We start from the raw sequence: 23118 nt of genomic DNA, 5'->3' as shown, positions 1-23118 counted from the left end.
AGAGGATATTTCATGCTGCTATCGAATGGTTGAGGATAGAATGGGAATAGTTGGATGGAGGCGAGATAATAATGGCAGAGACCCGAACAGGCCGGTACAACTCAGACGTTATTCATTCTATTAAGATGCATCTTCAGACGCTAATTGATCAAGGAAGGCTGCAAGGCGCAAGTTTCGTGGTATCGCTGGACGGCGAAGTTGTTGCAAAGGAAGCTTTGGGTTCGGCTGACGGTGCACGCACAAAACCGTTCAGCGTTAACGCGATTAGGCCGGTACAATCAATCGTCAAGACGATTACGGCGATTGCATTGCTTCAACTGGTTGAACAGGGGCAGATCACGCTTGAGGATAAGGCCGCGATCTATTTTGCGGAGTTTGAGTGTGAGGGATTCCAGGACATTACGTTGCATCATTTGCTGACACATCGCTCAGGTTTGCAGGTGGACGATATTCTCAGCAACAACTATGAGACACCGGGTTGGATTGAGCGGCTTACGGAGAGAAGTTTATCAACGGAACCAGGCAGCGAATTTAGTTATTCTAACGTAGGTTTTGTGCTGCTCGGACTCATTATTGCACGGGTTTCCGGCAAGAGTTTTGAACAATTCGTAGAGGAACGAATCCTTATACCGCTTGGGATGACGATGACTGCATTCAAGCTTCCGCTGGAGCATGACCCGCTTGTTTCGCTAGTATTTCCACGGGAAGCGGACTGGTTGGATACGCCGCTTTTTCGCAGTGGGGCTATACCTATGGCTTGCGGCGGGTTATTATCTACTTTGGACGATATTTTGAAGATGGGTGAGATGCTCCTGAACGACGGCGTATTTGCCGGAAAACGTATCCTGAGCGAGCAGCTCGTTCGGCGAATGACAGCGGAAGGACTCGGACTGTTTCTGGACGGCGAACGCATCGGCACGATGTCGGCGCGTACCTTCTCTCACCACGGATATGGTTGGTCGATGTTCACGGTCGATCCTGAGCAGAAATTGGTTGCGGTCGTATTCGTTCCGGGCATTGAGGACTTTGTAGCGGAGGCGCTGCATCCGACCATGACCCTTATCGGGTCCGGGGTCCAGTAGTATATAGCAATATCGTAAGTCTGAACGAAGAAAGCGAAGTGTCAGTCACATGGTAAAAATCGGCGTCGATGCCGGCGGCACATTAATTAAACTGGCTTATACGCATAAACAAGGCGAGCCTATCTCGTTTAGGACATTTCCGGCATTGCAGCCAGAGCAAGCTGTGAAGTGGATTCAAGGTTTCGACGACGAGGTGCAGATTAGCATCACGGGCGGAAAAGCAAGCCTGCTGCAGTCCATGCTGGGCCTGCCTTCGATTGGCATGGTTGAGTTTGAAGCCACCTGCAGCGGTGTTCGTTATTTGCTCCGGCAATCAGGTGTAACCGAGGAGGCGCACATCCTGACCAATGTCGGGACAGGCACGTCGATTCACTATTTCGACCATAGCGCCCAGAAGCGGCTTGGCGGAACCGGTGTCGGAGGCGGAACCCTGATGGGGCTGTCTCAAGTGCTAACCGGGATTACGGATTATCACGAGCTCATACAGCTTGCGGCAGCGGGCGATCGTGACCGAATCGACTTGAAAGTCAAACATATTTATCAAGGCGCGGAGCCTCCGATCCCGGGGGATCTAACGGCAAGCAATTTCGGGAGAGTGTTTGCATTAGCAGCTTCAGATACGTTGACTAAGGAAGAGCTGCTAGCTTCCGTAGTGGGGCTTGTCGGGGAGACAGTGGCGACAGCCAGCGTACTGGCGGCTGCGCAATATGATATCGCGTCTATTATTTTCGTAGGCTCATCGTTTATTCAGAACGACCTTCTTAAAGAGGTCGTCGAAGGGTACACCAGGCTGCGCGGCGCCACGCCGCTATTCATCGAGAACGGCGAGTTTAGTGGAGCCATTGGTGCGCTTCTGCAGCTAAGTGAACCGAGCCGGTAGCAGGCGGTGCTGGGGCTCGAGGGGGAGCTGAGAGTCGGATTATCGAACTCTCAGCTTCTTTGTTGTGCGTTTTCGCCGCTGAGAGACGGATTATCGAACTCTCAGCTTCTTTGTTGCGCGGTTTCGCCGCTGAGAGTCGGATTTTCCGACTCTCGGCCCTCGGCGGGGCAGTTTGAGGTAGGATCAGAAGCTGAGAGACGGAATATCGAACTCTCAGCTTCTTTTATGTGCGTTTTCGCTGCTGAGAGTCGGATTTTCCGACTCTCGGCCCTCGGCGCAGGCAGTTAGGGGTAGGATTAGTAGCTGAGAGACGGAATTCCCGACTCTCAGCTTCTTTGTTGTGCGTTTTCGCCGCTGAGAGTCGGATTTTCCGACTCTCGGCCCTCGGCGGAGGCAGTTTGAGGTAGGATCAGAAGCTGAGAGACGGAATATCGAACTCTCAGCTTCTTTTATGTGCGTTTTCGCTGCTGAGAGTCGGATTTTCCGACTCTCGGCGCAGGCAGTTAGGGGTAGGATTAGTAGCTGAGAGACGGAATTCCCGACTCTCAGCTTCTTTGTTGTGCGTTTTCGCCGCTGAGAGTCGGATATTCCGACTCTCAGCGCTCGGCGCAGGCAGTTTGGGGTAGGATCAGAAGCTGAGAGACGGATTTTCGAACTCTCAGCTCCTTTGTTGCGCGGTTTCGCCGCTGAGAGTCGGATTTTCCGACTCTCGGCCCTCGGCGGGGGCAGTTAGGGGTAGGATTAGAAGCTGAGAGACGGTTTATCGAACTCTCAGCTTCTTTGTGCGATTTCGCCGCTGAGAGTCAGATTTTCCGACTCTCAGCCCTCGGCGCAGTCAGGTTAAGGTGGGGTGGCTCCAGCCACTTTCGCCGGAGAAACAGCCATTTCACCTCGCCTAATTCCACAACAGGAAAAAAAAGTGCTTACAAAAAGGCCGATTTCTCTGATAAACTGAAATACAACTTCACCTACAAGCGCTATTCACTATAGAAAACGAGGTCATCCCCTATGCTGTCGATGTTGCGAGATTCCATTAAAGGCCGCATGATTGTCATCCTGCTGCTCAGCTCCGTCGTGCCCTTGGCATTGATCGGGGGCATGTCGTACTTTTCGTTTCATTCCTTTATGGAAAACAAGCTGAAGAACGGCATCAACGAGAATGTGAAGAAGGAGCTCGTCAGCCTCGATAATATTTTGAAAAACATGAATTTCGCCTCCCAACAGCTCGCACTGGATAAAACGATCACCTCGCGCATTCAAGAATATTTGACGACCGACGATCAGATTCGCAAAACCGATATTCTTCTGCTCGTGCAGGATCGGATGTCGCTTATTAATTATACAAGCCCTTACGCCGGAGCTCTGGCATTAGTGGATGCCAAGAACAATCATGCGTTTATTCAGAGCTATCCGATCATGGATAAGATCACGATGTTTGACAATCCGCTGCTGCTGGAAGCGAACGGAGTGTCGTACTTCGCGCCGCATCGCTCGACGGACAAGTATAACACCGACAATACGCAGGTATTCTCCCTTGTCCGCAAAGTGAATGATTTTGATACGAATTCCTCCTTCTACGTCTATACGGAAAGCAACTTTAATACCTTGAAGCGGTTGTTCGACGATGTTCAGTATGGCGAGCCGGTTAAGCATCTGCTGCTCGATGCCCAGAATCGGATCGTGTTTAGCGAAGATCGCGCCAAGTTCCCGTTGTTTGCTGCATTTAACATGGAGGATAAAGCTTCCGATGATCTGCGTTTCATCGCTGCGAGCGAGCAAGGCTGGAAGATTGCCGTCATTATGAAGGGCGATGCCTTTCAGAAGGAAATCGATTCATGGCTTGGCAAATTCGTAACCGTCGGCTTGTTCACGCTGCTCCTCAGCTTGCTGCTTGCCTATATCTGTTGGCGGACGGTGTATCGACCGCTTCACGTATTCCGCAGAGAGATAGAGTGGGTAGGCGACAATCCGTCGTATCGCCCGCAGAAATGGCTGCGGCTTCGCGAATTTGACGAGGTGTTAGGCAGATTCTATGCGATGAAAGAGCGGGTATTCGATTTGCTCAAGGAAATCGAGCGCCGGGAGAAGGCTAGGAGCAATGTGGAGGTCGAGAAGCTGCGGCATCAGATCAACCCGCATTTTATCCATAATACGCTCAATACCGTGCAAGTCATTGCCAAGATGAACAAGCAAAATGAAATTGTAAAGCTAATCACTCATTTCACCCGTATTCTGCACTACAACCTCGGCAAGGAAGGGACGCATGTGCGCGTGCAGGAGGAAGTCGCTAATATCAACGACTACATGGCGCTGCAGAGCATCCGTTACAGCCATCAATTCGAGGTGCAAATGGATGTGAATCCCGCGACGCTGGATGTTCAGATCCCGCGGTTTGTGCTGCAGCCGCTCGTCGAGAATGCGATTTATCATGGTTTCCGCAACCAGGACGGCACCATTAGCGTTCGCATCGAGCCTCATCCGGGGGGCGGAATCACGATGTGCGTATCCGATAACGGAGAAGGCATGTCGGAGGAACGGCTGCAATCGCTGCTTGAAGAGAAACATCCGGATTCACGCTCCGTCGGCATGGGCATCGGTTTGAGTTTCGTGCACCGATTAATTCAAGCCTACTATGGAGAAAGCTCGGGACTGCGAATAGAAAGCAAGCTGGGCGAAGGTACGGCGATTACGATCGAAATATTGACGGGGAAGGGAGGCGAGCAGCCATGATCCGAGCCATACTGGTCGATGATGAGCATATCGTACGCAAAGGATTAATTCATATTCTTCCATGGCAGAAGCATGGGATGGAGGTTGCCGCCGACTTTGAAGGCGGGGAGAAGGCACTGGCTTGGATGGAACATGAGCAGGTCGATTTGCTCGTGACCGATTTGTCGATGCCGGGGATGTCGGGCTTTGAGCTGATGCGAATCGTGAAGGAGCGGTTTCCGCATACGGAAACGGCGATTCTCACCTGTCATCAGGATTTTCAATATGTACAGGATGCGCTGCGGCTAGGCGCGATTGATTATATCGTGAAGACCGAGCTTGACGATGAGAAGCTTGATCGGTTGTTCGGCCGCATTGCCGAGCGACTGCTCGCGGACCGGGAAGAGAGGTCCTCCCGCACACAGCCGCCGGCACCGGCTTCGGCGCAGTCATCGGTTACGCTGCTGCTCGCGCTCAAGGGCGACTGCAAAGTACAGGAGCTGTACGCGCAGCCCGGATTAAACGACAAACCGCTTGTCGCGCTGCAGGGCAACGCCTGGTTTACCGAGGAGCTTGCTTTTCAACCGGAAGGGGAGGCGCAGGCGGGATTGTCCAATCGCTGGGCGGTATTTTGCATGCATCAGGTTGGCGTTAAGGATCGAAGCCGGCTCAAGTCGGTGCTGGATACGTACATCAAACGTCACTCCTTCTACGTGATGGCGACGACTGAGTCGGCTGCAGCCGTGCATGATTCCATGCAGGATGTGCTGCTTTGGGAGACCAAGCCGGTTCGCGAGGATTGGATGAAAGGCTGGCGGAGCTTCGATTGGCTGTTTCAGGATGAAGCGTTCCACACTTTTCTCGAGCAAATTGCCGACCAAAGGCCGGATCCGAACAAACTGTGCGGCATCATTCACCAGACGGTCTGGGCGTGGAGAAGCATGCTGAGATGGTCGGAACGGGACGAGCTGCTGCAGGAACTAGGCGGTTTGCAGACCTGGGCGCAGTGGCAGAACTTCCTGCAGCGTCTTCGCCGTTCGCTTCGGGCCATTCTGGAACAGAGCGGCATTGATAAGGATATTACGACACGAATGATTCAATCCATTGAATGGTCGTTGCTGCATTTGGATGAAGGGATTACGCAGGAGGAAGCTGCTGCGGAGGTACATCTCAGCCGAGGATACTTCAGCGACTGCTTCAAGCGGACGACGGGTGCTACTTATAACGATTTCATGCGAATGCTTAGGATGGATCAAGCTAAACGGCTGCTGCTTCACAGCAGTCAAGCCATTCAGGAAATCGCGGCCAAATGCGGGTTCGCCGATGAATCGTATTTCCGCAAGCTGTTCCGTCAGGAGACAGGCCGATCACCGCGTGCTTACCGCGAAGAGGAAGCGGCGTTTGATGCGTTTATGCACTGGCCGCCGGTGGGCAAGTAAGCGGGTGAAGTGAAAAATGTCTGCCGACCAGCGAAAATTGTACGATGAAAGACGCATGTTCTGACAAAGTTCAGTCAGGAGATGCGTTTTTTCCATCTAATCCCCGGGCGAAAGCGCGTTATGATTGGAATCGAATCAACACCATATTCGTTGTCATAGAGAGGGGCTTTTGACAGAATGGTCAAAAAGTGGGCAAGTTTGAGTTTGCTTGGGCTTATGGTTTTTGTAAGCGCATGCGGCAATAACGGCGGCAACAACAATGCTGCCAACACAGCGGAAGGCAACAAAACCACCAATAATACGACCACGGAAACAACAACAGAAACAACAGAACCGGCAGCTGAACCAGAGGTTGCGGCTGATCCATTCGGCAAGTACCCGGAGTTGATTGAATTTACAACGATAAGGCCGACAATGAACAATCCGAAGTTCCCTGCAGGCGAATCGTATGAAGAGAACGTCTTTAACAAGTTCATGGAAGAGAAGCTGAATGCAAAGCCTAAGTTTGTTTGGATGGCGCCGCAAGATGGTGACGCTTACAAGAAGAAGCTGGATCTCTCCATCGGTGGTAACGACATCCCGGATGTATTCCAAATCGTCGGCAAAAACATCACGGAAGTACAATCCACTGTGAAACGTCTCGTTGAGGCGGACATGATCGAGGATTTGTCGACCGTGTATGAGCAATACGCTTCCCCGGCGATCAAAGAAGCCTATGCTTCTGCAGACAACCGCGGACTTGACCTGTACAAAGTCGATGGCAAGCTCTACGGCATTCCGAGCCAAGCCGGTTTGGAGAACTTCAACTTTGTCTGGGTTCGCGACGACTGGCGCAAGAAGCTGAACCTGGCTGAGCCGAAGACGATTGAAGACGTTGAGGCACTCGCTAAAGCGTTCAAGGAGAAAGATCCGGCAGGTAACGGCACAACGGTACCGCTGGCCATGCAGATGCAAACGGAAACGGACGGATTGTTCGGTCCAGGCTACATTTTCGACCAATTCGAGGCATTCCCACGCTTGTTCTATAAAGATGCATCCGATCAAGTCGTATATGGCGGTATCCAACCGCAAATTAAAGACAGTTTGAAGCTGATCGCTAACTTCTACAAAGAAGGTCTGATCGAGAAGGACTTCGCGCTTAAAGATACAGGTCAATTGCAAGAAGTTCTGGCAAGCGGCCGCGCAGGAATCGTCGGTCAAGCATGGTGGGGCGTTTGGTACCCGCTGTTCATGACATTGCAGAACGTTCCTGATGCAGATTGGAAGCCATATGCAATCCCTGCCAAAACAAACGGCAAGCTGAACATGGGCGCTACGAACACATCCGGTTCCGTCATGGTCGTGAAGAAAGGCTTCAAATACCCAGAGCTTCCAATGAAATGGCTGAATATCGTCAACGAAAACGACGATACGGAATGGTGGATCAAGACATCGCAAGAAAAGTATAAAGACGCCAACGAGAAAGGAACCGTATGGGGCGGCATGACGATTATCCCTACGGACGATATCCTTAAACAAGCGAAAGACATCGTAGCTGCCGTAAACGGCGAGAAGGACCCGGCCTCGCTTCCGTTCAAGAACAACGATGCGTTCCAGAACATCAAGAAGTTCATCGACGAGCTGCAAACGCAGCCGGCAAGCAAGAACGTACTGCAATGGCAAAACACGCGCAGCTGGTATGATGCAATGGGTTCCGCAGCCAAATTAGAATCCAACATCGTCTACTCCGCGTTCGACGGCCAAACACCGACGATGGAGAAGAAGCTGACGGCGCTTAACGAGCTGCAAATGAAGGCCTACCACCGGATTATTATGGGTAAAGCCGATGCAGATGCGGAGTTCGATCAATTCGTAGCGGATTGGAAAGCACAAGGCGGAGACGATATTTTGAAAGAAATCAACGAGGCAATAAGCAAATAAGTTGTAGTTCAATTCCGGAAGGACGCGAGGCAGTGTCTTGCGTCCTTCTATTCATTACGAATGATATCTGAAGCGGAGGTAATGCGAGTGCGCCGCAAATGGTCTGAGCAAATCCATTTTAATCTGATGCTGCTCCCCGGCATGTTACTTGTCTTATTATTTACAATTTGGCCAATGGGCGGTATTGTGCTGGCGTTCAAACATTTTATTCCGACTAAAGGAATTTGGGGTTCGCCGTGGACAGGCTGGGAGAATTACTCCTTTGTCTTTGATACGCCTGTAGCGTTACGCGTTTTCAAGAATACGGTTATCATCGCTCTGATGAAGATCGCATTCGGATTCTTTATTCCAATCGTATTTGCACTCATGCTCAACGAACTGCGCATCCATTGGTTTAAGCGTACGGTTCAAACCATCGTGTATTTACCGCACTTCCTGTCATGGGTTCTGCTTGCGGGTATTCTAAGAGATTTCTTCGCCGTAGACGGCATTGTTAACCAACTGCTTGGCAAGTTTGGCATTAACGAGATTATGTTCTTGGGTGACAACTTCTGGTTCCGTACCATCATTGTCGGCTCCGATATATGGAAAGAGTTCGGCTTTGGTACCATTATCTATTTGGCGGCATTGACAGGTATTAATCCTTCGCTTTACGAGGCGGCCGACATTGACGGCGCAACCCGGATGCAGAAGCTGAAATACGTCACACTGCCGGGCATCGCAACTACGATCGTACTGGTCGGCACGCTCAGTTTGCAAAATGTACTGAATGCCGGCTTTGATCAAATATTCAATCTGTACAACACGCTGGTTTACGATTCCTCGGACATCATCGACACGTACGTGTTTAGGGCCGGTATAGAAGAGGGGCACTACGAGGTCGGAACCGCCATCGGTTTGCTGAAATCAGGTGTCAGCTTCATATTGATCATCATCTCATACGGTCTGGCAAGTCGATTGGCCAACTATCGCATTTTCTAGCAAAAGGAGGAATTCCGCATGGTCCGCAGTCAAACGATGGGCACAAAAGTGGCAGAAGCTGTTCTGATTCTCATTCTTGCGCTCGTTTCGTTCTCATCTTTGTTCCCGATCATTCATAACTTGGCGATTTCCTTCAGCTCACCAGCGAAAGCGATGGCCGGCTTTGTCACTGTCTTTCCGAAGGGCGTCACCTTTGAATCGTATAAGAAGCTGTTTGAAGACAGCGTCTTCTTCCAATCGTTCTGGATTTCGGTTAAACGGGTCGGTGTCACGTGCTTGATCAGTTTCTTCATATCGCTGCTGATGGCTTACCCGCTGTCCCGCTCGAAGAGAGAGTTCAGGCTCCGCGACGTGTATATGTGGCTGCTGATCTTCTCGATGATGTTTAATGGCGGATTGATTCCGTTCTATCTCGTTATTCGCCAAATGGGACTGATGAACTCGTTCTGGGTGCTCGTGCTCCCGATGCTGGTAAACGTATTTAACGTCATTCTGATCGTCAACTATTTCCGCAGCATTCCCAAAGAGCTCGATGAGTCGGCTTCGATGGACGGCGCAGGTCCTTGGTTCAAGGTGTTCCGCATCTACATGCCGCTATCGATGCCCGTGCTTGCGACAACGACGCTGTTCCTCATCGTAACCGTGTGGAATGAATTTATGCTCGGTCTCATCTTCATCAACCATGAGAACAGCATCCCTCTTCAGACTTATATGCAGCAGATTGTCGTGCGGATCGATCCGACGTTGATTAAATCGATTGAGGATGTGAAACGCCTCGCATCTGTATCCGACAAGACGTTGGGAGCGGCAAAAATCTTCGCTTCCATGCTGCCGATCATGCTCGTCTATCCGTTCCTGCAGCGGTTCTTCATCTCCGGTATTATGCTGGGTTCCGTTAAGGAATAAGCGAGGGTACCGGCTGGCAAAGGAGGTTTGCAGCTAGCTATGCGACAAACAAACTCGATTAGCTTCGGGGATTTATTGATACAGGGAGAATGCCTTCGGGCTTCCCTGGAGGGCGGCGAGCGGAGCGCATATTTCAGGCAATTCGATTCGCTGTTTGCCGCGATTCCGGAAACGGAGAAAGAGGTATGGCTGGAAGCGTATATGATTCTGGCCGCTCAGTTTCTGGCGTTCATGCATAAGAACGGCATTACCTTCGCGGAGCTTGACCCGCTGGATGCGGATGCGCTTCTGCGCTGGGATGCTCACAGCTCGGCAAGGCAGGCTGCCGATTACTTGCGAGCTTTTGCAGATGCGCTGCTTCAATGTCCCGGCTACCGGGATGAGGACGGCTGGCTGGAAAGCCTGCACGCTTACATTGAGAAGCATCTCGATGAGGATCTGTCGTTAACGCGGCTCGCCGAAACGGTTTATTTCAATCCGAGTTATCTATGCCGATTGTATAAGCAGACGACCGGCCGCGCATTGTTTGATTACGTCGCCGAGGCGAAACTGACGCGGGCCAAACGGTACTTGAAAGAGTCGCCGCGCCTCAAGGTTCACGAAATCGCGCGCAAAGTAGGGTTCGGCTCGCCCGCGCATTTCACGCGCGTCTTCAAGAAGCATTCGCTGCTTACGCCAGCACAGTATCGTGAGGCGTATGCGCGGTAGAATAAGATGTTCGGGAACCGCTGTAGCAGGATGATCTGCTGGGCGGTTTTTTTTCGGTTGCAACTCTAGCAAATGATTAAATAATGCTATATTGACAACTATGAATCTAAGGGATATTTTGTATATCTATGGAAGATTTAGGAGTGACTCTAGCACTGACTTTGGAGGAGGACGAACGTGGGCTTACAGAAATTCGGCGAGCAAACGACTACGCTGTTTCGGGAAGCATTGAACCAGTTCATCGAGAAGGTCAAGAAGGACGAACAAGTGATTGCGGCTGTGTTGCTTGGCAGCTTATCGTACGACCAAGTATGGGAGAAATCGGACATTGATTTGAAGCTGATCGTGCATGATCAGAAGTTGGGATCAGGGTATATGTGTTTTGTAGAGAATGATGTTCCTATTAACGCTAGCATTCAGACGCGCAATGAGTTCAAGCGCTGGATGGAACGATCCGTAGGCGGCTCCATTAACCAGTCGATGCTTTATCGTAGTACGCTGTTGTTCACGAAGGATGCCTCGATTACGGATTATTTTGAAGAAATACGGATCGTCGGCGAGCGCGATAGACAGCTTCAGCTTCAGCAGCTTGGCGGGTATTCGCTCGGACTTCTGGCTAAGGCGGAGAAGTGGCTGTATGTGAAGCAAGATGCGGGTTACAGTGCCTTCTGGATTATTAAGATGGTCGATGTGTTGTCGTCGATCGAGGTGCTTTTGAATGAGGATGTGCCCATGCGGGAATCGGTTAAACAGGCGCTCGCTTATAACCCGGACTTCTTCCGTGTCATCTATACGGAGTTGGTGCTTGGCACGGTTACGGAGGAAGGCGTCCAATCGGCTATTGATACGATTAACGAGTATCTGAATGCCAGGGCAGAGCGGCTCTTCCAGCCGATGCTCGCTTATTTGAAGGAAGAGGCGGATGTTCGCACCGTCACGGATATCGTCTTGAAGTTTAAGCCGGTTATCGATACCGATACGGGTTCTGCAACCGCGGTATGTGATTGGCTCGCTGATCGAGGGCTCCTGATGAAGATGGAATCGGAGACGAAGGCCACGCCTAAGAGCCGGATTATGCTGCTTGAACCAGCTTACTTGTACGAGAGCGAAGAGTTTCCAGAGTGGGAGAGGGGCTAGCGCGGATGAAGAAGTATATCGAGGTACGCGGTGCCAGGCAGAACAATCTGAAGAATATTGATGTCGATATTCCGCGGGACAAGCTCACGGTCATTACCGGGGTCAGCGGTTCGGGCAAATCTTCATTGGCCTTCGATGTTATCTATGGGGAAGGACAGCGCCGGTTCCTGGAATCGCTCTCCACCTTCGCTAAGAGTCGAATGAATCAATTGAAGAAGCCGGATGTCGATTTCGTCTTCGGCTTGTCTCCGGTGATTGCCATCGAGCAGAAGAAAGGGATCGTCAATCCGAGGTCCACGGTCGGCACCATGACGGACATCTATGACTTCATGCGGCTGCTCTTTGCTTCGGTTGGGGAAGCCTGCTGTCCATTCTGCGAGCATCCTGTGCCGATTCGGTCGGCGGAGCAGATGATCGATCATATCAAGCAGCTGCCGAAGGGGACGGAGCTTGAGGTGCTGGCACCGGTGTACAAAATCTTCGGCGAGAACTACGAAACGACGCTGGATGAGATTCGCTCCAAAGGGTTCCGGACGGTTCGCATCGAGGGCGTCCGGCATAGCCTCGGTGATCCGATCGAGCTTGAAGAGGAAGCGGAGTATAAGATCGAGGTCGTCGTCGACAAAGTCATCGTGCAACCGGATGCCTTCAAGGCGCTTGCCAAAACGATCGAGAACAGCTTGAAGCTTGTGGGCGAAGGGTTCATTCGTTTTGAGATCGTTCAAGTGCCGGAAGGCGCGGTGGCTGATGAAGAGAAGTTCTATCGCGGTTTTGCTTGCCCGGAGCATCATCTGACGATGGGGGAGCTGCAGTCGAGTTATTTCTCGTTCAACGATCCTGCCAGCGCTTGCCGAACCTGCGGCGGACTCGGCACATTCATGCGCGCCGAAGCCAAGTTTCTGGTGAAGAGTCCGGAGAAGAGCATTAATAAAGGAGCGATTGATCAGAAGCTGCTTGGAACAAGCACCGGAACCTGGCATTGGTCAATCCTTCGCAGTGCGGCGATACACTACGGGTTCAGTCTGGATACACCTTATAAGGAGCTGTCTGAGGCGGCTAAGAACATCGTGATGTATGGATCCAAGGGCGAGAAATTCCCATTCATTCCGGGGGAAGAAGCGACTAAATCGCAAGAACGCCACGTCGGCAAAATGATGACTTTCGGCGGTATGGTGCATACCATCAATTGGTGGTACAAGCTCTACTTGAAGCGCAAAACGCAGTCCGTCGGCGATGATGAGTTTTATAAACGGGTAATGGTCGAGCATACCTGCCCGGATTGCGACGGACGGAAGCTGCGGCCGCAGCGGTTCGCTGTAAAGGTCGGCGATGCCGATCTTCATGAGCTGTGCAACAGCTCTTTGCTTGAGCTGAGCACGTTCTTGAAGAACATTTCGTTCGCGCCACGGCATGCGATTGTGGGTAAACAAATTGTTGCTGAGATCGAATCAAGGATTGATCTGCTGCTTGATATTGGCCTTGATTATCTCAGTCTTGGTCGCCGCTCCGATACGATATCGGGTGGTGAAGCGCAGCGCATCCGGCTCTCCACGCAGATCAGCTCGGGGCTGATGGGGATGCTGTATGTGCTGGACGAGCCAAGCATCGGGCTGCATGCGAGGGATAGCATTCGCATCATCGACACACTCAAGAAGCTTCGCGATATCGGCAATACAATTATCGTCGTCGAGCATGATCTGGACACAATCAATAGCGCTGACCATATCATTGAGGTCGGACCGGAGCCAGGACTGCACGGCGGCCGCATTACCGCTGAGGGCACGGCGGAGCAACTGCGCTCGAATCCCAATTCCATTACGGGCTCCTTCTTGGCAGGGGTGCGGAGAATCGAGGTACCTGCAGTGCGCCGTCAGTCGGACGGACGGATGCTGTCCCTTCGAGGTGCAAGAGCGAACAATCTGCGCAACGTCGATGTCGATCTGCCGCTAGGTGTGCTGATCTGCATCACAGGCGTCTCGGGTTCAGGCAAAAGCACGCTGATCAATGAGGTCATCTGCAAGCAGCTCTATTCAACCTTCCAGGATGCGCGCATCGTTCCAGGCGAGCATGACGAGCTGACCGGGCATGAGCATTTGACAGGCATCATCAATATCGATCAGTCTCCGATCGGGCGCAGCTCGCGCTCAAACCCGGCGACGTATGTCGGCTTCTTCGATAAGATTCGCGAGTTGTATGCGGCTGCTGCCGGTGCAGCTGGGAAGTCGCTCGCGAAGAACGATTTCAGCTTTAACCAGAAGAATGGCGGACGCTGCGAGAACTGCCAAGGTGAAGGTGTTGTTACGACGGCGCTCCAGTTCATGCCGGATGTAGAAGCGGTCTGTCCGGTTTGCAAGGGAGCACGTTTTAACGAGGAAGTGCTCGATGTTCGTATTCGGGAGAAGAATATCGCGCAGGTGCTGGAGATGAGCATTGAGGAAGCTGTTCAATTCTTCGACGACCAGTCGTACATCCAGCATAAGTTGAAGGTGCTGCATCAGCTGGGACTCGGCTATCTGCGTCTTGGCCAATCTTCGACCACACTGTCCGGCGGGGAAGCACAGCGGATTAAGCTGGCGACTGAGTTAAGTAAAATTATTCGCGGCTCGCATAATCTGTACGTGCTCGATGAGCCGACAACCGGACTACATCTGAGAGATATTCAGAAGCTTATCGATTGTCTCCATCAGCTGGTAGAAGCGGGGCATTCTGTCGTGGTGATCGAGCATCATCTGGATCTGATCAAAGTGGCCGATCATGTCATCGACATGGGGCCGGAGGGCGGCAAGAAAGGCGGCATGGTTGTCGCATCCGGCACGCCTGAGGAAGTAGCGCGTACTGAAGATTCGCTGACCGGTAAGTTTCTGCGCGGGCTGTTGGCGGTGGAGTCGCAGGCGCTGGCATGAGTAGATGGGAGTTATAGAAAAGGTGGCGCAGACTCTTCGGTCCGCGCCCCTTATATGATAGAGAAACCCAACGTTTATGATAACGTCGGGTTTCTTTCGTTTTCGGGTTGTCTGAGAGTTGTTTTGCACAGTCGCGTCCATAAGCTGCTGTTGCGTTCGTACTTCCGTTATCGCTTTGCCTTGCCTGTTTATGCTTTAACGGTTGCCAGCGAGTCTATTTCATGCAAATAAGCCCTTTTGAAAATCTAGTAAATTTGGCGGAATGAGCGCATGAAGCGAACCAGGCAGTCTACATAGCAGCAAGTTTGGTGGAATGAGCGCATGAAGCGAACCAGGAAGCCTACATAGCAGCAAATTTGGCGGAATGAGCGTATGAAGCGAACCAGGCAGTCTACATAGCAGCAAGTATGGCGGAATGAGCGCATGAAGCGAACCAGGAAGTCTACATAGCAGCAAATCTGGTGGAATGAGCGTATGAAGCGAACCAGGAAGTCTACATAGCAGCAAATTTGGCTGAATGAGCGTATGAAGCGAACCGGGAAGTCTATATAGCAGCAAATTTGGCGGGATGAGCGCATGAAGCGAACCAGGAAGTCTACATAGTATTTAATCGGTCGGAATGAGCGCATGAAGCGAACGAGGAAGTCTACATCGTAGCTAGTTGGTCTGAATGAGCGCATGAAGCGAACGAGGAGGTCTACATAGCAGCAAGTTTGGTGGAACGAGCGCATGAAGCGAACGAGGAAGTCTACATAGCAGCAAATTTGGCGGAATGAGCGCATGAAGTGAACCAGGAAGTCTACATAGCAACCGTACAGGTTGGAGGATGGCTCTTAAGCAGTGCTGGAAACCAACAATAGTACTCCATGAAAAGGGGCTGTCCTCAAGTAGATGGATCTACTTAGAGTACAGCCCCTTTCACACGTGCATATACGCTAGAACTGTCTCTCGGCCGCCAGTCGATAAGCTGATTTGGGCCGCAGGCCAACTAGTTTATCCATCGGCTGCCCGTCCTTGAAGACAATAACCGTCGGCGTACCCATCACACCGGCTGAAGCTGCGGCGTCAGGCAGCTTATCGCAGTCGACGTACGCGATACGAAGCTGCTCCTCCAGCTCCACAGCTAGTTCTTCCAGAATGGGCAGCAGCCTATGGCATGGCGGACAATGAGGCGCACCGTAATCCACCAGCACGACTCCATCCCCAATGAGCTGCCGGAGATGCTCCAGGTTCTCCACTTGTTCAATTCCCACTAGACTCACTCCTTGCTTGGATTCTCAGCCTTTGTTTCCGATTGAACGGCAGCGATCCGATCGATCAAATTCGTCCGGATTTGACTCAGCTGCAGCATTTGCGCTTCGATCTCTGCCAGCTTCCGTTCATAAATCGGCATAACCTCACTGCAAAATGCTTCCTTGTTCCGCAAGACACAAGTAAGAAACCCGGCAATTTGCTCCGTCGTCAGGCCCAAGTTCAGATAGAGCTTGATTGTCTCTACGGTGTGAACGGTTAAGGGCGAATATTCGCGATAACCGTTGGCTTGACGCAAGGGGGCGATTAAGCCTTGCTGTTCGTAGTATCGGAGCGAACGGATGCTCACTCCTGTTTCTTTGGCTAATTGACCGATCTTCATGGGCAGCCTCTCTTCGCAATACCTGGTTTCCAGCTCATTATAAAGCCTGACATTAATGTTAGAGTCAAGCAGATTGGTTTCCGTTCGAAGCCAGAGCTTCGAATGGAGCATTCTGCTAGCCTTAGATTGGTTTCCGTTCGAAGCCAGAGCTTCGAATGGAGCATTCTGCTAGCCTTAGATTGGTTTCCGTTCGAAGCCAGAGCTTCGAATGGAGCATTCTGCTAGCCTTCTCGCCGACGTTATAGATAACGCAGAAGCTGTTGGAGTTCATCGATATGTGCGATTGGAACAACGCCTCTTCGCTCCATCTCGGTTTGATTGCCCTGATAGGCAATGAATCGGACCCCTGCCTCCATGGCAGCCTTGCCGTCAATCCAAGCATCGCCTACGGACAGCCAATCTTCCTTGGAGAGGTGCGGATAATGTCCAAGAATTTGATGGATGCCCGCCGGTGAAGGCTTCATGGATACCGCTTGTTCTCGGCCAATAACATGCTCGAAATACATCTCAATTCCCGTCGAACGCAGCGCGTGTATGGCGGCAGCATACGCATTATTAGTGAGAATCGTCAGGTGGAAATCATTCTGCAGCTGTTTCAGAAGCTCTACAACGCCCGGCTCAAGCCCCGCATCCTGCATCCCAGCTCGTTCGGACTCGGTCACAACGGACCAAACGGCTTGCTCCGCTTCTCCCGTGAACTTTGCCGACAAACGGGCTTGTTCAATAAGGGTGGATGCCGTAAATTCATGCAGCGGAAGATTCGCCTCAATGATGCCCTCTCGGACCAGCAGCGAGTGAACCTCGTTCTTCATCTGCTTGAAATCAATGCGCGAGCGGAGAATGGTGTTATCCATATCCAGAATCAGACCTTGTCGCTTCAATGGAACCATGGGAGCAGCCCCTTCTACTTGGTTTGTGTTAACGAATTCTAACATGCTTAATGGCAAGAAAAAAAGCCCTCTCTATGAACGAAGCATAGAGAAAGGCCAATCTCCTAACCAAAGCTCACTCTTTCACCGACCCCAGCACGATGCCTTTCACAAAATACTTCTGCAGAAACGGATAGACAGTCAGAATCGGCAGCGCGCCGATGAAGAGCTGGGCGGATTTGACCGTGCGCTGCGCGATGTTCTCAAGCTCCTCGGGCCTGACATTGAGCTTGGTGTAATCCTGCTGAACGATCGTTTGCAGCAGTGTGGCGAGCGGGTAATTCGCGTGATTGGTCATATAGAGCATGCCATCGAACCAGGAGTTCCAGTGGCCGACCATCGTAAACAAAGCGAGTGTAGCTACAGCGGGCATGGATACGGGCAAAAATACGCTGAGCAGGATTCGGTAGTGGCTCGCGCCATCGATCATAGCCGCTTCCTCCAGCTCTTTGGGTACGGTCCGGAAGAAGTTCAGCATCAGAATCATCAGCCACACATTGACGGCTCCAGGCAGGATGAGCGCCCATATTGAATTTAAGAGGCCCAGCTTCGTAATGAGAATATAGCCGGGCACCATCCCGCCGCTGAAGAGCATCGTAAATATAAAATACCACGCATACACCGATCGCCCGCGAAAGGTGTGTTGTTCCTTCGACAGGGGATAAGCGGCGAGGAAGACGAGCGCCATGCCGATCAGCGTGCCGAGTAGCGTACGCTCAGCGGAGACGAACAAGGCATGCAGAAAGTTGTCATTGCCGAATGTTTTCTTATACGCATCGAATGTAAAATCAATCGGCCACAGCCCCACGAGATTAGCTGCTGCAGGCGACTTACCGCTCAGGGAAACGGCTAATATATGAATAATCGGCAGTACGCACAGAAGAGAGATAACGAGCAGGAAGATGTGATTCACAATGGAGAAAATCCGATAAGCAGGCGAATTGTCCGGCATAAGCATGACCCCTTACTTAGAAAATACGGTAGTTGGCGAGCTTGTAAGCAAGCCTATACGTAATGACGATGAGGATGAAGCTGATGACGGATTTCAGCAGCCCGACAGCGGCTCCGAAGCCCATTTGTCCATTCAGAATAGCCATGCGATACACAAATGTATCGATAATATCGCCCTTGGAGTACACAAGAGGATTATATAAATTGAAGATCTGATCGAAGCCGGCGTTCAGGATATTTCCTAGTGAAAGTGTGCTCATAACAACCAGAATCGGAATCAGCGAGGGCAGCGTAATGTAGAGCGTTTGCTTCCACCGGTTAGCACCGTCGATCACGGCAGCTTCATAGAGCGAAGGATTGACGCCTGCCAGCGCAGCAAGATAGACGATGGCGGAGAAGCCGAACTCTTTCCACGTATCGCTTGCGACTACCGTGAACCGAAACCAGTCTCCATTCCCCAGAAAGAAAATCGGCTCCACGCCAAACAGACCGGAAATGAGCCGATTAACCAGTCCGCCCTCCGGCGATAGCATATCGACCAAGATGCCTCCTAAGATGACCCAAGACATGAAATAGGGAAAATAGACAAGGGTTTGAATGGTACGCTTAAAGATCAGCCTCCTAATCTCATTCAGTAGAAGAGCGAAGAAGACCGGCACAACAAGGCCGAATCCGATCTTCAACGCGGCAATGACAAGGGTGTTGACCATGACTTGCTTGCTGTCCGGCCGCTCGAACATGTACCGGAAATGATCGAGACCGATCCAGGCGGACTTGGTAAATCCGAGCCACGGCTTGTAATCCATAAAGGCCATTACAATGCCGGCCATCGGCACATAGGCAAAGATAAACGTAAGAACGGCAGCAGGCAGCAGCATGAGGTGAAAAGGGGAGCTCCCCTTGAAGCGTTTCATGACATCCTTCCTCTCCTTGCAACTTCCATGTTGGTTTCATTGTAGCAACCATGAAAACCAATACCTATGAGAACATTCGAACGCCCATAGCATTCTCATAACTATTTGCGCATGCTATAATTTACTCAATTTATTACATTCGGCAGGAGAACGGAGCTTGAGCATGAAACCGAGCGAGAAATTGAGTCAGATCCTAAGGCTTGTCGATAAGGGGAAAGGGATTTCCCGTAAGGCCTTGTCCGAAGAAACCGGATTATCGCAAGCCAGCCTGACCAAAATAACCAAAACGTTGATCGAGCAAGGTTATTTGGAGGAAGGAGAGCGTGTCGGCAGCGGTCTAGGGAGAAAGGAAGTGCTTCTCTATGCCAGGGCGGATCGGCATCGGTTTCTCGGCATTGACATTGGCGGGTACAAAATACGTGTGGCCATCGCAGACAATAGCCTGCAGATCCACGCACGGACGGAATGGGAAATGCAGCTCTTCAAGGAACACCACGACAAAGCAGCCTTCCTGATCTCGAGTATCGAAGCGTTTCTTGAAAGCAGCGGTATCAGCAAAGCATCGATTGACGCGATCGGGGTCGGCGTAACCGGCGTAATCGATGCAGAGCTGCAGAAGATCTTGAATATTCCCAATGCCGAAGGCTGGGATAATGTGGAGCTGCCTCATGCGATGCAGGAAGCATTCGCTTGTCCGGTCTACATGGATGAGGGCGGACGCACGATGGCGATTGCAGAGAAGTTTGCCGGTAAAGGGACGGACATGGAGCATTTTATTACCGTGCAAATCGGCTTTGGCATCGCTGCCGGGGTCATCGTGAATGACCGGCTTCTGAGGGGTTCGGATAATGTCGGAGGCCTGCTTGGTCATATTACGGCAGACAACAAAGGCATCCGCTGCACATGCGGCAACTACGGATGCCTGGAGAATATTATTACGTATCCGATGCTTGAACTGGCCTACAGTACTAGAGGCGGACAAGCCGGCTCACTGCTGGAGGCGTACCGAACGAATGATAAAATCGCGCTGGATGTATGTCTGGAAGCAGGCGAAGCATGCGGAATTGCGCTGAGCAATATGGTCAATCTGTTTAACCCGAGGGCGATCTACGTAAGCGGCCCGGTTATCGAGCTGCTGCCGTCCGTATTCGATGAGATGCGAAGAACGATACTGCGCCGTGCCAATCGATTCGCTACACAGCGGCTGCAGATGGAGCGAAGCTCTTTTGGCAATGATGAAGGCATCTTCGGTGCGCTTACGCTGGCGAAGGCGAAGTGGATGAACTGGTTCTGAGCGCATAGTAATCCGAGTAATTCATAATCGACATTCCCTTGTCGCGAGCATAGGTGAGCATGGCGCGAAGATGGGATAAGTCAGGATCGCAGGTGATGCTGCTCCAATCATGGCTGCAGTAGACGAAGTCCAGATCGTGGTCGACGGCGTAGTCGATATCACGCTTCAGCCACTCTACATACTCCGAGACGTTCTCCCATCCGAGCCTTTCCCGAGCAATGCAGTCCTGCCAGCCGTGCAGCGGGCATTCCAAGATTTGACCGTAGCCCTGAGGCTCGTAGAAGTACGGCTGCCATTCGAAGGGAACCGGCTGCCAATCCCGCTCGTTCCGTCCCGCCGATCGGACGATCTTGATGCCGCAATCGCGCAGAACCTCAAGCAAATCCAGCCGGTCACTAAGGCCGCGATAATAATTATAAGGCGCTGTCAACCCGGTACAAGCGATGCCGAGAATATCGTGCAGCGCTTTCTGTCCGCGGAGGATATCTTCCTTGGCTGCTTCGAAGGAGACGCCGGGAAACACTTGAATGCCTTCCTCATTTTCCTGCACGACGGTCTTGAGCAGCAAGTGCGAATACGTATGCTGATGGAACTCAAGCCAACCCTCCTGAACAGCCTTTAGGCAACGATCCGCATTCTGCTCCAATGTTCTCCCAACGATGAAAATACTAGCCGGGGCTTGCAGCTCCTTGTGCATCTGCATAGCTTGTTCGAGAAACCGCCCGGTTCGCTCATCTGCAGCCTCTACGTCATAGCCGATTAATAGCTTTGCCACCTCTTTTTCACCCTTTCGCCTACCCATATACTTTACTTACTAAATTATATGAGCCGATTTTGACAAAAGTAAAGGCCATTTCTACAGTTATTCCATGATACGCTAGAGGAAAGTGATAATACCCCGGTTGAATTAATTGTTATCAATTTGCTATCAAAGTCATGAGGTTCTTATAGCTTTAGATGCGGCTGATTTCTACAATTAGGGTGAAACAAGGTGAAGTAGACTTAAGCCAAAGGGGAGAGTAAATGGTGAAGAGGGGCTGGGTTTCACTATTCGCATCGTTGATACTCATCGGGACGGTTAGCGCGTGTACGGGAAACAACAACGACAACGGCAGCTCAAACAATGCATCCAAAGGGGATTCGCTTCCATCCAGCAATGGGAAGTTTACGCCTGAAGTTACGATGACGACAGCCAGAGGCGTCGGCGGCGACGTCGTGTTCAAGAACGGAGATACCATCGAGAATAACGTGCACACCCGTTGGACGAAAGACACGCTTGGCATCGACATTAAGTATCTGTGGACGGTGGCGGATCAGAATGGCGCGCTCGATACGAAGCTCAGACTCTCGCTGTCCGCCAACGAGCCGTTCCCTGATGTGCTGCCGCTGCGCTCTGACCTGGTTGCGCAGGATCTGATCGACTCCGGTAAATTCGCGGATGGAGGCGCGTTGTTCGACAAGTATGCATCGGATGCATGGAAAGCGGCGATGAATGAGGCGCCGAGCGCTTGGTACCCTTACATGCGAGATGGCAAGCGAATCGGGATTCCGATCTTGGAGCGGGCATACAATGCGGATACCGTGCTGTGGATCCGCGAGGATTGGCTGAAGAAGCTGAATTTGAAAGCGCCAACGACGATCGATGAGCTGGAAGCGGTGATGGATGCGTTCGTCAATCAAGATCCGGATGGCAACAACAAGAAAGACACCTATGGCATGGCCGTCGGCTTCAAGGATCGGTTCAATGGCTGGGGCTCTACCGTGGATTGGGTATTAGGCGCATATGGCGCATTACCGAACCAATGGAATGAGGGCAAAGACGGCAAGCTTGTTTACGGCTCTGTTCAGCCGGAAGCAAAGCAAGGACTTGAGAAGCTGCACGACTGGATGGCAAAAGGCTACATCACGAAAGAAGCCGGTATTATGGATGAAGTCAAACCGACGGAATCGTTCGTTGCCGGTAAAACCGGCATCGTGGCAGGACCTTATTGGATGGTAGCTTGGCCGATCGGAGCCGTGAAGGATAATGTTCCTGGCGCGGAAATAAAGGCTTACCCGATTCCGGCAGGGCCTAACGGAACGGTCATGCGCCACGGGACACCGGGCAATAACGGCGTCGTTCTGATCAATAAGGATATGAAGCATCCGGAAATTTTCTTCGCCTACCAGAACTATCTGTTTGATCATTATGCCAATCCGAAGAAGGGCGATCCGATGGAGTTTGGGATGCATCAAGGCTACGATTACGACCTTGTCGACAATAAGCCGGTCTATGGCGCTGACATCCCCGGCGGTGCGATTGAAGTCGAGAAATATTCGCTCACCTTCGACGGTGCCATCATTCCGTCTCTGAATATGAAGACGCTTGCTGCTCTTGGAGAAGGCAAGGCGCCGGAAACGCCGTTCGAAGTGAAGAACTCCCACGGTTACGCGCCTGAAATGCTCGCTGCAGCCGGAGTGGTCATGCAGCAGGTGGATGCCTCTCATGCGGATAAGTTCATCGGTGCGCCTACGCCGACGATGAAGGCCAAAGGGGAGTTCTTGAATAAGCTCGTGCTGGAGACGTATAACAAGATGATTTACGGCGATATCCCGATTGACCACTTTGAAGATTTTGTGACACAATGGAAGCAATCGGGCGGAGATCAAATGACTACAGAAGCGAACGATTGGTACGCCTCTGTCCAAAGTAAATAAATCGCAGCAGACAGTTCATCATCCGGCGAGTGGAG

At 51.6% G+C, this 23118-nt stretch carries 18 protein-coding genes; 12 read left to right on the top strand and 6 right to left on the bottom strand.

Annotated features, from left to right (window positions below):
• The first annotated feature begins 71 nt into the window (after positions 1–71).
• The 10 genes from BLW29_RS23935 (at position 72) to uvrA (ending at position 14665) form a co-directional block, all read left to right on the top strand.
• Entirely contained in the window at positions 72–1082 is a 1011-nt protein-coding gene (locus BLW29_RS23935; RefSeq protein WP_090984345.1) for a serine hydrolase domain-containing protein, read from the top strand.
• A gap of 49 nt (positions 1083–1131) precedes the next feature.
• Entirely contained in the window at positions 1132–1962 is an 831-nt protein-coding gene (coaW, locus tag BLW29_RS23930; RefSeq protein WP_090984343.1) for a type II pantothenate kinase, read from the top strand.
• Between the two features lie 1008 nt (positions 1963–2970).
• Positions 2971–4692, top strand: a complete 1722-nt coding sequence (locus BLW29_RS23925) for a sensor histidine kinase (RefSeq protein WP_090984341.1) — start codon at positions 2971–2973, stop codon at positions 4690–4692.
• Positions 4689–6110 (top strand): response regulator transcription factor, encoded by a 1422-nt coding sequence (locus tag BLW29_RS23920; RefSeq protein ID WP_090984339.1) that lies wholly within the window; start codon positions 4689–4691, stop codon positions 6108–6110. Before BLW29_RS23925 ends, BLW29_RS23920 begins: the two co-directional genes overlap by 4 nt.
• Before the next feature lie 177 nt (positions 6111–6287).
• A complete protein-coding gene (locus BLW29_RS23915; RefSeq protein WP_090984337.1) occupies positions 6288–8030 on the top strand; it encodes a type 2 periplasmic-binding domain-containing protein in 1743 nt (580 codons plus the stop codon).
• A gap of 81 nt (positions 8031–8111) precedes the next feature.
• Positions 8112–9011, top strand: coding sequence for an ABC transporter permease (locus BLW29_RS23910; protein ID WP_090984336.1), 900 nt, complete (start codon positions 8112–8114; stop codon positions 9009–9011).
• 18 nt (positions 9012–9029) lie between these two features.
• The gene (locus tag BLW29_RS23905) at positions 9030–9917 is read left to right on the top strand and encodes a carbohydrate ABC transporter permease (RefSeq protein ID WP_090984334.1); all 888 of its coding nucleotides are present in this window, start codon (positions 9030–9032) and stop codon (positions 9915–9917) included.
• A 39-nt stretch (positions 9918–9956) separates the two neighbouring features.
• Positions 9957–10625 carry a helix-turn-helix transcriptional regulator gene (locus BLW29_RS23900; protein WP_090984332.1) on the top strand — a complete coding sequence of 223 codons (669 nt, stop codon included), beginning with the start codon at positions 9957–9959 and terminating at the stop codon, positions 10623–10625.
• A 177-nt stretch (positions 10626–10802) separates the two neighbouring features.
• Positions 10803–11762: a hypothetical protein gene (locus BLW29_RS23895; RefSeq protein ID WP_090984330.1), complete on the top strand. Its 960-nt coding sequence runs from the start codon at positions 10803–10805 to the stop codon at positions 11760–11762.
• Positions 11763–11767: 5 nt separating this feature from the next.
• A complete protein-coding gene (gene uvrA, locus BLW29_RS23890; RefSeq protein WP_090984328.1) occupies positions 11768–14665 on the top strand; it encodes an excinuclease ABC subunit UvrA in 2898 nt (965 codons plus the stop codon).
• Positions 14666–15600: 935 nt separating this feature from the next.
• Here uvrA and BLW29_RS23885 read toward each other — a convergent pair.
• From BLW29_RS23885 to BLW29_RS23865, 5 genes are all read right to left on the bottom strand, one after another.
• Positions 15601–15918 (bottom strand): thioredoxin family protein, encoded by a 318-nt coding sequence (locus tag BLW29_RS23885; RefSeq protein WP_256208854.1) that lies wholly within the window; start codon positions 15916–15918, stop codon positions 15601–15603.
• Positions 15919–15923: 5 nt separating this feature from the next.
• On the bottom strand, positions 15924–16298 hold the full coding sequence (locus BLW29_RS23880) for a MerR family transcriptional regulator (protein ID WP_090984489.1): 375 nt from the start codon (positions 16296–16298) through the stop codon (positions 15924–15926).
• A gap of 239 nt (positions 16299–16537) precedes the next feature.
• Positions 16538–17188, bottom strand: a complete 651-nt coding sequence (locus BLW29_RS23875; RefSeq protein ID WP_256208853.1) for an HAD family hydrolase — start codon at positions 17186–17188, stop codon at positions 16538–16540.
• Between the two features lie 115 nt (positions 17189–17303).
• Positions 17304–18179, bottom strand: coding sequence for a carbohydrate ABC transporter permease (locus tag BLW29_RS23870; protein WP_090984322.1), 876 nt, complete (start codon positions 18177–18179; stop codon positions 17304–17306).
• Between the two features lie 16 nt (positions 18180–18195).
• Positions 18196–19092: an ABC transporter permease gene (locus BLW29_RS23865; RefSeq protein WP_090984320.1), complete on the bottom strand. Its 897-nt coding sequence runs from the start codon at positions 19090–19092 to the stop codon at positions 18196–18198.
• Positions 19093–19255: 163 nt separating this feature from the next.
• Here BLW29_RS23865 and BLW29_RS23860 point away from each other — a divergent pair, with 163 nt between their 5' ends.
• Complete coding sequence (locus BLW29_RS23860) at positions 19256–20386, top strand: ROK family transcriptional regulator (RefSeq protein ID WP_256208860.1); 1131 nt, start codon at positions 19256–19258, stop codon at positions 20384–20386.
• Here BLW29_RS23860 and BLW29_RS23855 read toward each other — a convergent pair.
• On the bottom strand, positions 20349–21161 hold the full coding sequence (locus tag BLW29_RS23855; RefSeq protein WP_177186800.1) for a polysaccharide deacetylase family protein: 813 nt from the start codon (positions 21159–21161) through the stop codon (positions 20349–20351). The genes BLW29_RS23860 and BLW29_RS23855 overlap by 38 nt on opposite strands.
• Before the next feature lie 248 nt (positions 21162–21409).
• Between BLW29_RS23855 and BLW29_RS23850 the strand changes: the two genes are divergently transcribed.
• A complete protein-coding gene (locus tag BLW29_RS23850; RefSeq protein ID WP_090984314.1) occupies positions 21410–23083 on the top strand; it encodes an extracellular solute-binding protein in 1674 nt (557 codons plus the stop codon).
• The last annotated feature ends 35 nt before the right edge of the window (positions 23084–23118 follow it).

It is taken from the genome of Paenibacillus sp. CF384 (assembly GCF_900106745.1).
GTDB lineage: Bacteria > Bacillota > Bacilli > Paenibacillales > Paenibacillaceae > Paenibacillus_Z.
The sequence above is the reverse complement of the archived record's forward strand: the minus strand, read 5'-3'. Positions and strand labels throughout refer to the sequence as shown.

What these genes read in the sequence shown, in the direction of transcription:
- BLW29_RS23870 (WP_090984322.1), bottom strand. Translation starts at nt 18,179, where the DNA reads ATGCCGGACAATTCGCCTGCTTATCGGATTTTCTCCATTGTGAATCAC.
- BLW29_RS23925 (WP_090984341.1), top strand. Translation starts at nt 2,971, where the DNA reads ATGCTGTCGATGTTGCGAGATTCCATTAAAGGCCGCATGATTGTCATC.
- uvrA (WP_090984328.1), top strand. Translation starts at nt 11,768, where the DNA reads ATGAAGAAGTATATCGAGGTACGCGGTGCCAGGCAGAACAATCTGAAG.
- BLW29_RS23900 (WP_090984332.1), top strand. Translation starts at nt 9,957, where the DNA reads ATGCGACAAACAAACTCGATTAGCTTCGGGGATTTATTGATACAGGGA.
- BLW29_RS23910 (WP_090984336.1), top strand. Translation starts at nt 8,112, where the DNA reads ATGCGAGTGCGCCGCAAATGGTCTGAGCAAATCCATTTTAATCTGATG.
- BLW29_RS23915 (WP_090984337.1), top strand. Translation starts at nt 6,288, where the DNA reads ATGGTCAAAAAGTGGGCAAGTTTGAGTTTGCTTGGGCTTATGGTTTTT.
- coaW (WP_090984343.1), top strand. Translation starts at nt 1,132, where the DNA reads ATGGTAAAAATCGGCGTCGATGCCGGCGGCACATTAATTAAACTGGCT.
- BLW29_RS23860 (WP_256208860.1), top strand. Translation starts at nt 19,256, where the DNA reads ATGAAACCGAGCGAGAAATTGAGTCAGATCCTAAGGCTTGTCGATAAG.
- BLW29_RS23920 (WP_090984339.1), top strand. Translation starts at nt 4,689, where the DNA reads ATGATCCGAGCCATACTGGTCGATGATGAGCATATCGTACGCAAAGGA.
- BLW29_RS23850 (WP_090984314.1), top strand. Translation starts at nt 21,410, where the DNA reads ATGGTGAAGAGGGGCTGGGTTTCACTATTCGCATCGTTGATACTCATC.
- BLW29_RS23875 (WP_256208853.1), bottom strand. Translation starts at nt 17,188, where the DNA reads ATGGTTCCATTGAAGCGACAAGGTCTGATTCTGGATATGGATAACACC.
- BLW29_RS23905 (WP_090984334.1), top strand. Translation starts at nt 9,030, where the DNA reads ATGGTCCGCAGTCAAACGATGGGCACAAAAGTGGCAGAAGCTGTTCTG.
- BLW29_RS23880 (WP_090984489.1), bottom strand. Translation starts at nt 16,298, where the DNA reads ATGAAGATCGGTCAATTAGCCAAAGAAACAGGAGTGAGCATCCGTTCG.
- BLW29_RS23865 (WP_090984320.1), bottom strand. Translation starts at nt 19,092, where the DNA reads ATGAAACGCTTCAAGGGGAGCTCCCCTTTTCACCTCATGCTGCTGCCT.
- BLW29_RS23935 (WP_090984345.1), top strand. Translation starts at nt 72, where the DNA reads ATGGCAGAGACCCGAACAGGCCGGTACAACTCAGACGTTATTCATTCT.